At 31.3% G+C, this 12,169-nt stretch carries 9 protein-coding genes and 1 pseudogene; 9 read left to right on the forward strand and 1 reads right to left on the reverse strand.

What is annotated here, in order from left to right; genetic code table 11:
* Nucleotides 1–146: 146 nt before the first annotated feature.
* The 9 genes and pseudogenes from ACQKII_RS24295 to ACQKII_RS24335 form a co-directional block, all read left to right on the forward strand.
* Nucleotides 147–296: pseudogene (locus tag ACQKII_RS24295) on the forward strand (IS5/IS1182 family transposase); the annotation flags it as partial.
* 66 nt (nt 297–362) lie between these two features.
* Nucleotides 363–1,292 carry a helix-turn-helix transcriptional regulator gene (locus ACQKII_RS24300; RefSeq protein ID WP_427463002.1) on the forward strand — a complete coding sequence of 310 codons (930 nt, stop codon included), beginning with the start codon at nt 363–365 and terminating at the stop codon, nt 1,290–1,292.
* Nucleotides 1,293–1,383: 91 nt separating this feature from the next.
* Nucleotides 1,384–2,316, forward strand: coding sequence for an alpha/beta fold hydrolase (locus ACQKII_RS24305; protein ID WP_283869443.1), 933 nt, complete (start codon nt 1,384–1,386; stop codon nt 2,314–2,316).
* Nucleotides 2,313–2,870 (forward strand): YdeI/OmpD-associated family protein, encoded by a 558-nt coding sequence (locus ACQKII_RS24310; RefSeq protein ID WP_427463003.1) that lies wholly within the window; start codon nt 2,313–2,315, stop codon nt 2,868–2,870. Before ACQKII_RS24305 ends, ACQKII_RS24310 begins: the two co-directional genes overlap by 4 nt.
* Before the next feature lie 793 nt (nt 2,871–3,663).
* Entirely contained in the window at nt 3,664–4,437 is a 774-nt protein-coding gene (locus tag ACQKII_RS24315; protein ID WP_427463004.1) for a hypothetical protein, read from the forward strand.
* A 354-nt stretch (nt 4,438–4,791) separates the two neighbouring features.
* Complete coding sequence (locus ACQKII_RS24320; RefSeq protein ID WP_427463009.1) at nt 4,792–4,947, forward strand: DUF7695 domain-containing protein; 156 nt, start codon at nt 4,792–4,794, stop codon at nt 4,945–4,947.
* Nucleotides 4,948–5,210: 263 nt separating this feature from the next.
* The gene (locus tag ACQKII_RS24325; protein WP_427463005.1) at nt 5,211–6,035 is read left to right on the forward strand and encodes a tyrosine-type recombinase/integrase; all 825 of its coding nucleotides are present in this window, start codon (nt 5,211–5,213) and stop codon (nt 6,033–6,035) included.
* Nucleotides 6,036–6,402: 367 nt separating this feature from the next.
* The gene (locus tag ACQKII_RS24330) at nt 6,403–7,608 is read left to right on the forward strand and encodes an MBL fold metallo-hydrolase (RefSeq protein WP_427463006.1); all 1,206 of its coding nucleotides are present in this window, start codon (nt 6,403–6,405) and stop codon (nt 7,606–7,608) included.
* 3 nt (nt 7,609–7,611) lie between these two features.
* Nucleotides 7,612–11,463 carry a trypsin-like serine protease gene (locus ACQKII_RS24335; protein ID WP_427463007.1) on the forward strand — a complete coding sequence of 1,284 codons (3,852 nt, stop codon included), beginning with the start codon at nt 7,612–7,614 and terminating at the stop codon, nt 11,461–11,463.
* Nucleotides 11,464–11,770: 307 nt separating this feature from the next.
* On the opposite strand, the gene ACQKII_RS24340 is transcribed toward ACQKII_RS24335, so the two are convergent.
* Entirely contained in the window at nt 11,771–11,989 is a 219-nt protein-coding gene (locus ACQKII_RS24340) for a hypothetical protein (protein WP_427463008.1), read from the reverse strand.
* Nucleotides 11,990–12,169 lie beyond the last annotated feature (180 nt).

The following is a 12,169-nucleotide window of genomic DNA, read 5'->3' on the forward strand; positions in this document are numbered from 1 at the left end:
AGTAACTCTCATTATACAGGATTTGGGGAGGTGCTCTATTTTCTTGTCATTTTAAGCTTAGAGCCGTAAGGTCTCAAAATTATGAAATTGACTCATGTAACATAAAATAATTTTTTCGTTAAAATTATAAGAGAATAGATAGGTGGGCTAATCTTAAAGGTTATTTTCTATTGAATCAGATTTACCATTGTACAGGGAAGAAAGCTAAAGTCCATTTTGATTTGGTTCATCTTGCGTACAACGCCTGCAAACTGGCAGTTGATCGGCTTTCCCAACTACAACTTTCTGTAGCATAATTAGCTATTGTATTATGAAATTGATTCTACTACATAATAAAAAAATATATTTTTAAGGAGAACAAGATGAAAATAGAACGTATGTTAACCATTATTGTGATGTTACTTAATAGAAATCGTGTAACAGCAAATGAATTAGCTGAGAAATTCGAAGTGTCGGTCCGGACTATTTACCGAGATATTGAAACAATCAATCTAGCTGGCATTCCCATTATTTCCCATTCCGGAAACGATGGTGGATTCAGCATTTATGAGAGTTATAAATTAAATCATCAAGTACTAACTCTTAATAACCTGTCCTCCCTTCTTTCTGTTCTCAAGGATATTAATTTCACAGTTGACGACATTGAGTTAGAATCATCCATAGAAAAACTACAAAATATCATTCCTAAAAACAAGGTAGATTATCTAAAGCTGCATATGGAACAAATCATCATTGATTTACATCCTTATGGAGACTCTCCAAATCAAAAAGCATTAGTTAAGACGCTAAGGAAAGCTATTACACAGACTAATTTACTGACTATTGACTACAGAAATTATGATAATATCGTCAGCAAAAGACAAGTTGAGCCTATGTCGCTCATATTTAAAAATTATACTTGGTATTTATTTGCTTATTGTCTTTTAAAAGAAGACTTCAGAATATTTAGAGTTTCCCGTATAAGTGATTTTCACATTGAAAATCAATCATTTGAACGTCGAGAAAAATCCTATCACGAGATTATGGCATTATTAAATGAACAAACAACAATGACAACAATTGTCTTAAAAGTTTCCCCTCAAATGAAGTCTCGTGTGAAGGATGTTTTTAATAAAGAAGATATTGCGGTGTTAGAAACAGGTGAACTTCTTGTTACAGCTACATTCCCCGAAAAAGAATGGTTGTTCTCTCTCATATTTAGTTTTGGAGAGCATATAGAGGTCTTAGCTCCAAAAGAAATGCGCAAAAAAATTGCTTCTAAACTCAGATTGATGGCTGACAAATATCATTAAGTGAGTTTCTCAAAGCTGACAGACTGTTGTCAAACGTCCATGATAATATTGTCATTGTAAGATACTTTTATTTTAATTAGGAGGATGTTAAATGACAAACAATTATGAATTTCCAACACCAACACTTATCTCAGGTAACGGTGTGGAGCTAGAGGTTTTTGAAGCTGGACAAAAAAATGGGGGGCAACCTATCGTTCTCTGCCACGGATGGCCAGAGCATGCCTTTTCTTGGAGACATCAAGTGACTCCTCTTGTAGAAGCAGGTTATCACGTTATTATTCCTAATCAACGAGGATATGGAGAGTCTTCTTGTCCAAAAGAAGTCACAAAATATGATATTGAACATTTAACGGGTGATCTTGTTGCTCTTTTGGATCACTATCAATACAAAGATGCCATTTTTATGGGCCATGATTGGGGCGCAAGTGTTGTTTGGAGTATGGCTTTGCTGCATCCAGAACGTGTTAATAAAATGATTAACTTATGCTTGCCCTATCAAGTTCGAGGAGAGAGACCTTGGATTGATTTTATGGAAGAAGCTTTTGGCGATGATTACTATTTTGTTCACTTTAACAAACAACCAGGTGTTGCAGATGCTGTATTAGACGAAAATGCAGCCCAATTTCTTCGTAACTTATATCGAAAGAATGTTCCATCACAAGGCTCTGTTGAAGGAATGGAAATGATTAATCTAGCTAAAGCAACCCAGCCGTTAGGTGAACCTGTTATGAGCGATGATGATCTTTCTGTTTATATCACAGCCTTCAATAAGACGGGTTTCACTCCAAGCATCAATTGGTACAGAAATTTAAATCGTAATTGGCATTTATTAGGTGAAGTATCTCCTATTCTTCATCAGCCAACATTGATGATTTATGGTGAGAAAGATATTATTCCGCCGCTTCCAAATATAAAAGATTTTGTACCTAATATAGACATTAAGAGTTTAAACACTGGTCATTGGATTCAAGAAGAAAGACCTGAAGAGCTTAATCAAATGATTTTAGAATGGCTGGAAAAATGAGTGAAGTGCTATTTTTTAGTAATCAAACAGAATTTATTGATTGGTTGGATATTCATCACCAAACAGCTAGTGAAATTTGGGTAGTTTTTTTAAAGAAAAAGACCAATAAAGCAAGTCTCACTTGGTCCGAATCAGTAGATTGTGCACTGTCATTTGGTTGGATTGATGGGATACGAAAAACAGTTGATGAAGATTGCTATAAAATTCGCTTTACTCGACGTAAGCCTAATAGCCTCTGGAGTAAAGTTAATGTGCAAAAGGTGCATAAACTGATAGAACACAATCAAATGAGGCCTGAGGGATTGACTGTTTTCAATCAAAGAAATGATCAAACAGGTTATTCTTCCGTTCAGAGGAACGTTACTTTAACGAAAGAATATGAGGATGAAATTAGAAAACATACAAGTTCTTGGGAATTCTTCAATCAGCTTCCACCTTCGTACAGAAGAGATTCTATTTGGTGGGTAATGAGTGCTAAAAAAGAAGAAACTCGGCTAAGAAGATTGAATCGATTAATTGTTTCATGGGACAAGGGAGAAATGTTAAGACCCTAGATTTTCATTTTGCTTCATTGTCGCAAAGAGAGTATGTAAGGGGTTATGCATTTCGCTAATCAATCAAAAAAAGAAACGCCGTTAAATGTCAAGCGTTAGAATAGACACTGAATAAAATCCTTAAAAGGCATGAACCCTAAATTCTAACAGAAAACATGTCTTTTAGTTTCCTTTGGGGAATATCTGTATTGTACTTAAACATAATGAACTAACTAGTTGTCTATTGTAACTAGTTAATCATACATATGCCGAAAGTAAAAAAATTAATCAAAACAATGCCGAAAGTTATAGGTAAATTCAATTGAAACAATATAACAATTTTAAATACATTGGGTATTAAAACCAAGTAGCTTGAAAGGGTTGGTATTACTGTGTTGGCAAATATATCGTTAAGAAATTTGGCGAAGATATACTTAAAATCACAACGTCAATGTGACGTAAAGCATAAATTTTCCGTTTGGAAAGTTTATGCTTTATTTTTTTTGCGGAATTTATATGGTTGATTTTAATGAATAGTCTTATTATCCACCTATTGAAATTTCCGCTATCAACTGTTTATACAGACTAAACTAAATTTCAAAATAAATATAATAGTTGAATTATCAGATATGGTAATTCAAGAATCGCTGAGTCTCACGAAAAAGAAAATCTGATATTTATGTTAAGGTTTATGAAAGATTGTGAAGAAATGTACTTAAGCTAATGGACAGAATAGTTTAAGAAAGGAGCTAATCTCTAAACCTTATGAAATTGTGGTAGGATTTAATTACATTGATATGGAGGGGGAGAAAAATTGAATATATATATTACTTGTAGTCAGTGTATTAGATTAAGTAAAAATCCGCCTGATCCTCAAGATTTTCAATTCTATAAAGTCCTTGTAAATGAAGAAGGCGTTTATAATTTTACATGTTATAAAGGACATGAAACAACAGCAATAACTGTCTATGATAAGTACCAAATATTATTCCAAATGGCTGCAAATGCTATATTGGATGGCTATTACTTCGAAGCGGTGGGATGTTTTATCGCATCAGTTGAGAGGTTTAGAGAATGGGTGATTAAATTTATTTGGCACTTAAATGGCATAGATGAGGAGATAACTGCAGAACTATGGAAAAAACAATTGAAAAATTCTTCAGAAAGACAATTAGGGGCTTTTTTTTCAATGTTTATTAATCATTTTAAAGAAGTTCCACCCATTTTTGATGATAAACAAAACAAATTTAGAAATAGTGTTTTACATAAAGGGATGATTCCCACTAAAGATGAATCCTACAAGTTTGGAGAATATGTATTTAATTATATTCGCTCGATACAAATGACTATATATACACAATACAATTCTGAATCATTTGAATTTAGCTCTAAAGAGTTAAATAAGGGATTACTAAAATTTAAAACATCCCAATTAATGACTGGTGAGGTATTACTGCAAAATGCAAGTGAAATGATACTGGTAATGGGTTATTCTGTGGATAGAAGTACAAGCTTTCAAGAGGAAATTAACATACTGAAGGATTATAAAAACACATATCATCTACACGATATCAATTACAAAAAGTAAAAAATCGTATATCAATAGAGAGAAAATGTATGAAAAAAGAAAGTTTTTAACTATCCAATTAAAAGTGTATATGACACTTTTTTTAATGAAGTTAAATAAGTGATAGCAGAAAAAAGCTGAGTATACATTTGTAAGGGTGAGTTTGAGAAGTATATTTAAACTAACAGGGGTTTCAGTTAAATAACAATATTCAACAAACGGGCGCGATTGTTGAATAAAATTTAGATTTTTAAACGATATTTTTGTAATATTTTTTAGTATAGTGAAGTATCTTATATCAAAATAAAACAACTATATTTTAACCCCGTCCAAAATTTAGAACGGGGTTATGCTTGTTTGAGCTTTTAAAATTAAATAACTTTATTATCATTTTACAGTAATGACTTTCAATTTTGTGAATGTGGTGCAGTAGGAATAGATGGCGGATTAGACTATCTGAAACGGATTTTGGCTCTAATCCAGCAGAAATACATTACGAAGAAATGTCAGAATATGAATGATAGTTCATGACTTTAGTAGTGGGAAGACCTAGCTGTTAAAAAACAATAAATAATACTAAATTTACGCTTGTAACTCTACTAATCCTTCCACACTGTTTTTATAGGCACTTTTTCACCTCAATCATTTGCTAGAATTTTAGCTAAATATTGTACTATACATACGTATAATAGCTGCGTATAATTGGATATATATGTATGGGATTCTAAGAAATACATTTATACAGAAAAACTAATAGAAAAAATGCGTACAATTAATTTGGAGGTGTTTAGTGTATGAATAACAAGGAATGTATAGATCGATTTATAACAGAGGCTCTAGCAGGTAAAGCAGATAATACAGTAAAGTCTTACAGATATTCGTTGGAAAAGTTCGGTGAGTATTTAGAGGAGAATGGTACAGATTTGAATGGATATGGTCGTATAAACGTACAGAACTATATCAATATGCAGTTAGTTAAGCGTTCAGCTAGTGGTGTTAATCGTGAAATAGCAGCAATCAAAGCATATAGCCGTTATGTAGGAAAGTTGGAAGTAAGCGAGGGTCTTCGTATTATAAAACCACTTAAAGCTAAGCTACAAGAACGGGCTTGGTTATCCATTGAAAATGTAAACGAGATATTACATTTAACTGCTCTTAAATCTAACAAGCGTGACCATGCGATTGTAAGCCTTTTATTATATTCAGGATTACGTCTAAGTGAAGTGGCAGCGCTTGACCGTAATGATGTGTATCTTTATGAAGGTAAAGGGACCGTAAAAGTGCGTTGGTATATAAAGGATTGCGAACGAATTGTTCCACTTAGCAATGGAACTTGTAAAGCAATCAAAGATTATTTAGATCAACGAAATGACAATCTCGAAGCATTGTTTTTATCATCTTTATACAAACGTTTAAGCGCACGTTCGATTCAATCAATGTTAAAACAATATGGAGTAAATTCAACTCAACTGCGTCATACATTTATGAAGACACTTGTTGATAAGGGCACATCATCAGAGACAATAAAAGCACTAGATGGAGGTTCTAGTATCGACAGGATTTCAAGATATCTAAGCATAGAAGATTTAGCGAATATAGTCGAAAATTTATACGATTAACTAATGTATAAAGCTAAATCAGTAAGGCTGTTTATAATAAAACTTAAAGGAAAAATGAAAATTAATATTTTGGATCGATGACCAAGTCTAAACGAATATTGCAAAAGAAAGCGAGTATCAACATTATGGCATATAATGCAAATTAACATGAATGGAAGGGATATTGGTATTAGTGAGAAAGATGGTTTCTTTGAACCTGCCAAGATACTAATAAATTCACAATGTTTTACAGAGGGCAGTCGAATTTAAATTATTTACTTATAGAGAGATATATCGTTCATTGATATATTCCTGCTTAGATGCATTGCCAATACGTGCTTTTAAATTACATAAATTGATGAAAATATTTTAGATGGGAGAGGTTATAGTGATTAATGTAAAGATGTACCCTGCTAAAAATGGAGATAGTTTTTTAATCTCAATGGGGATAGAAACTCAGAAGCACATACTAATTGATTGTGGTTATATTGATACATATCGGAGGTTTATAAAACCAGATTTACAACACATAGCAAGTAGAGGAGAGTCTCTAGACTTATTAATTGTTACCCATACAGATGGAGATCATATATCAGGAGCAATTAAGTTATTAAGTGAAAATAACTCTGAGAATTTTATAAAAATTAATGAAATCTGGTTTAATGCTCTTGAACATTTAAATTTTGAAAAAAATGAAGGTATGGAATTGGAGGATTCTGAGAGAGATATTTTAATACAGGAAATTGCGCTAGGAGAAAATTATCTAAAAAAAATTAATGAAGAAGGTATAACTAATGAAGAAATATCTTCAAAACAGGGCTTAACTTTACGCAACCTAATTAAATCTGGTGGATATAACTGGAATAGTATGTTCCATAGAAAGGCTATATCTATTGAAAATAGGAAATCATTAAATATAGGAGAAATTACTATAACTATTCTTTCTCCAAATGAAGCTAAATTACTGAATTTAAGCAATCAATGGAAAAAAGAATTAAAAAAGAAAAAGTTGGATTTTCAATTTAATGAAAATAGTTATATTGATGATGCATTTGAGTTAATGCAATTGACACTTGATGATAAAAAGACTATATCAAGCACTCCAATATCTTTAACATCAAAAAGAAAGACATTAGAGGATTTATTTAATCAAGTGTCACCAATAGATACGAGCGTTACTAATGGTTCATCTATAGCAATTTTACTCGAAGCGTATGATAAAAAGCTTTTATTTCTAGCTGACGCGCATCCTGAATTATTAGAAACAGAATTGGAAAAGCTGCACTACGACTATTTTGATTTAATAAAGGTTCCCCACCATGGTAGCCTACAAAATATGACAGATAGCCTTGCTAATATATTAAGAAGTGATAAATACTTATACTCAACGAATGGAAAAAAGCATAATCATCCGGATTTAGCAGGCATTGCAAAAGTTATATTACTTCAAAGTCAAATTAAGAAAAAAATGTTTTTTAATTATGAAACAGAAGCGTCAAAGTTCTTATTAGATGATGAACTTCAAGAGACTTATAACTATGATGTAATTTTTGGTAAAGAGAATGAAATATTAGAAATAATTATAGGGGGTTAATTTATGATCCACAAATATAAATATTCTATACCGCAAATAAATTGTAATGGTGATATTGCTACAGGTTTTTTTATTACAAAAGATTTAATATTAACTGCAAAACATGCTATTTTTGAACATTTAAATGACCCAGCAATTCCAATTGAAATTGTTTATAAGAATATTCGGGGAAACAAAAATAAAGTAATCGCGGAGCCAGTTTATTCAGCTCATAAAAGCATTAATGAAATGGATATAATCGCCTTACGAGTGGAGTCTCCATTACATGATATAAATCCTTTAGATTGTATTAGTTTTAATTTCGAAAATCCCATTAATACCATAACTATTGGCTATCCTGCAGTTAGAATGAATGAAGGAACTATAGTTGAATCGAATCTATTAAATATAATGAGTAATGGCAAAGCTGATTTAACGGTTAAAGATAGAATTCAAGATTATAAAGGGTGTTCAGGTGGACCTTTAATTTATAAAAAATACGTTATTGGTGTTGTGGATTATCAAACTAATGAGGATGGTATTGCAAGTCGATTGGATGCTGTTTTGTTAAATGATTACGAGTTTTATTTCAATGAATTAGGTCTAAAATTAGTTGAAAAAGATTTAGATATTTATAAATTCGAAGAAAACCTTTTAGAGATAACTAGCCCTAGTATTTCGTTAAATTTCTTTGATTATGAAGAAACAGATTTTGAGGGAAAGTTTTTAGCTTTATTAAGCACTGAAAGAACAATATATTTACAGGGGAAAACAAAAGAAGAGGTTTTAGGATATATTCTATTTATCATAAAAACAAAAGGCAAAGAGTTCTTACCCAAAGTTAAAATTGTTAATACTATAGATGAATGGAATACTATAGGAGACTACACAGAAGGCAAAGTTTTAATTCCAAACTTTAACGCCATTGAAATTAGTATTATACCACGTAATACTAATATCATAATCTATAGTGAAGAGGATTTTACCAATGATAAAGTACATTTGAGATTGCAGAAGCGAACGTTAAGTAATATGAACAACAAATTGTCTAGAGAGATTGATGATGTAGTACTTGCAAATCGATTAGTTAATGAATGTAACGGGTTATATTCTATATTCAAAAGAAAAGTATTTGATGGTAAAAACAGAAAACCAAAATGGGAGGGCTTTAGTACAAGAAGTTTAATTCCAGTATTACTAACAGGAGCATGGGAAGAGAATAGCAAGGATAGAGTGTTTATAGAGTTATTTGCTAATGAGCCTTACGAGAATTATATAAATCAATTAAAGCAAATTATCAATAGAGAAGACCCATTTGTATTACATTTTAAGAACGGATATAGTAATTCTTTTAAGCTAGCTAATTTAGAAGAAAGTTGGGGAATACTTGGAAATGCCATAACTATGGAACAATTAACTCTTTTCAAAGAAAAAAGTTTAGACGTTCTATCATCAGTACCAAGCAAGTATTTACTTCCCATTGAAGATCATTTTCAAGCTGAAATAATTACTAAAAAGGATGATGAATACTCTGTAACTTTAAAGAGAGGGATAACAAGGTCTTTAATTGCCTTAGCTTTACGAGGTTATGAGAATGGTATGGATTTTCAAAGATTTGTTGACGACATTTTCACTAGTTTGTTTTCACAAATATCTAGACTCGATCAACTATTAGCCATAACAAATTTTATGGATTTAATAGTGGAAGCTTCCCCGAAAATATTTATTGATTTTCTTGAGAAGGAAGTAAGTAAAGAGGAATCTGAAATTTGGCGTTTGTTCGAAAATAACGGAGATACTTTATTTTCAAGAAATTATTATACACATATACTTTGGGGGATTGAAAAATTACTATGCCTCGAAGAATATGTTGTACCTGCAATAAAAATATTAGTGAAATTATCTGAAAGAGATTTAGAGTATAAAATGTCTAATAGTCCATTTAATACTTTATCTCATGCACTATTAGATTGGGTTCATGTAATTAACATATCCATAGAAGAAAAAATAGAATTAGTGAAATATGTTGTAGAGACTAGCACTAGTGGTTGGAAAGTGTTAGCTAGCATATTACCTAGTAGGTCAAGTAGAGCTATTTCTAATATGGATAGATTGAGGTATCGTTCGTACAAATTAGTAGAAGAGTTGCAGTATCAATATCAAGCGTATGAAACTCAAAAAGCTTACTATGAAATTGCTATTAATAATGTGAAAGAAGATTTAAGTAAATGGGAATTAATTTTTGAAGATGCTTTGTTTTTTGAATTAGGATTAGAAAAATTATTAATAGAAAAATTTGAGCAGTCTATCGATAGAGAAATTCCTGACAATGAGATCTATAATTTAAAAGAAAAGTTAAGAAATATAATCTATAAGCATAGATACTATAAAGATTCTGATTGGTCAATGAGTGAAGGGCATATTAGTATTTTAGAGGGATTATTCAATTCAATATCGTATAAATCTAATGTCTATAACTATTTGTATTTATTTACCAATTACAAACTTTTAGATTTAAATCCTATACCTTTAAATACAGATTCAAAATCGGATTGGGAAAGTGAAAGGAAAAATCTTTATAACAAGCAGGTAGAAGCTTTAAAGGGAATTTTAGTTGATGATATAGACAATTTATGGGAGTTAGTATATTTAGTGCGTAAATACAATATCGATGGTAATTCAGAATATACTATTGGAAGAATATTAGCTAAGGAAATTTTTAATCTCCATTTAAATTTAGATTTAATAAGTAAAATGAGAGAAAACAATACGAAAGAAGTTTTAATAGCCTATCTGGATACCTTATATGTAAATCAGGGTTTTGAAATTATGAATGATGCTTTAAGCACATTAGGAAAGGAACATGAATTAAAGGTTAGAGTATTAAGGATTTCTAATATAGATAACAATTTTTTATTGACTTTGGATGAACAAGATTCAGAAGTTATACATGAATTTTGGGCTACTTTTCCAGCTCATAGATATCATCGAAATAATATAGAAGAAAACTCGATAAACCTAGTATGGGATAAATTACTGGAATATGGAAATTATAATGCTCTTTTAAGTATGGTTGCTGATTATTTTAAGAATGATATAGAAAAAAACATTTTAATACTAGAGCTTATATTAAACAATCAAGAAGAGATTACTATAAATAGCTTTAATTCCTACTTAATTATCGACTTATTTAAAAATATACATGAGAATGTAGAAGTTAATAGAGAAAATGAAGTTTATTTGAAGATTTATCAATTAGAATGGGCTTATTTCGAAATTATTATTGATCATTTACAACCAAAGTTTTTAATGCATGAACTCAAAACTAATCCTGTGTATTTCGCATATTTAATTAAACATATTTATAAATCCGCTAAGGTAGATAAAGAGAATGATAAAGTAAACAAAGAATATGTAAGACAGGCATGGAGAGTTCTAAATAAATTAAAGTTTTGCCCTTGTGTAACTATCGAGGGAGAAGTAAATGAAGACGAATTAGAAGCTTATGTTACTGTTTTTCTAAGGGAGATAGATAAAAGTGGGCATGAGTTGAGTGGAAGAAGGGTCTTAGGAGGCTGCTTTGCTTATGCTCCTCAAACTACCATTTTTCCTTGTGAAAGTGTATGTAAAGTATTTGAAAAATATTATACAGAGGAAATGGAAAAAGGATTTATCCAAGAAATATGGAATAGTAGAGGGGTTCATATAGCTTCTGATGGAAAAGAAGAAGAAGCTTTGGCATTAAAGTATGAGAATTTTTATAAAAAAGTTAGAATGAGATTTGATAAAGTTTCTAGGGTTCTTCTTAAACTAAGTGAAATCTATAAAAATGAATCAAAGGCTGAACGAGAAGAAGCAACCTATAGGCTAAGGTGATAAATTTAATAGTACACATTCTCTACACAATATTCCCACAAACCCATTAACACCAACGTCCCAGCGTATGTGTAGGGAGGTCGAAGGGTTCAGATTGGATAAGTTTGAACTGAAGTCAAAGCGCTTCAAATCCTTATTATATAAGAGTTTGGGGCGTTTTTTCTATTTTTGGGGTTACGTTAGAAAACGATTGGAAAAGGTGCGATTTATACACCTCTTTACACAAATTATACACACGATTTTTACACGTTAAATAGCCGATCAAAAATGCCTGTTGTTTGTTTCGAATCCTTTTCACGTAGCTCTTTCATGAGGTGTGCACAGTAGAGGTTGTGATGTCTAAATGATGCGTGACCAAGTCGCTCCGATACATAAAGCAGACTAATACCTCTCTATTTGTAAAGCTACTTCCATATTCCTTCTTTGTCTTAAAACCACCACTATTAAGAAATTGTTTCTGCTTTCCATCCACTACACGACTGATGTTGTATTGCCAAGTGTTGCCGTGCTTCGTGTAACTTGCCATTGTATTCCTCCTTTGATTGGGATGGGATTACTTTATCATAATAGAATTTGTTTGTTAAACGAGATTTGAAAATAGTATTATAAAAGTAAGCCCGTAATCAAATAACGCATATAAATAACCAGGCACCTCCGGTACGATAAATGTATCAATTAGAGGAGGTGCTTCCTTATGTCAACTACC

This window comes from Lysinibacillus sp. NPDC048646, from assembly GCF_050272295.1.
GTDB lineage: Bacteria > Bacillota > Bacilli > Bacillales_A > Planococcaceae > Lysinibacillus.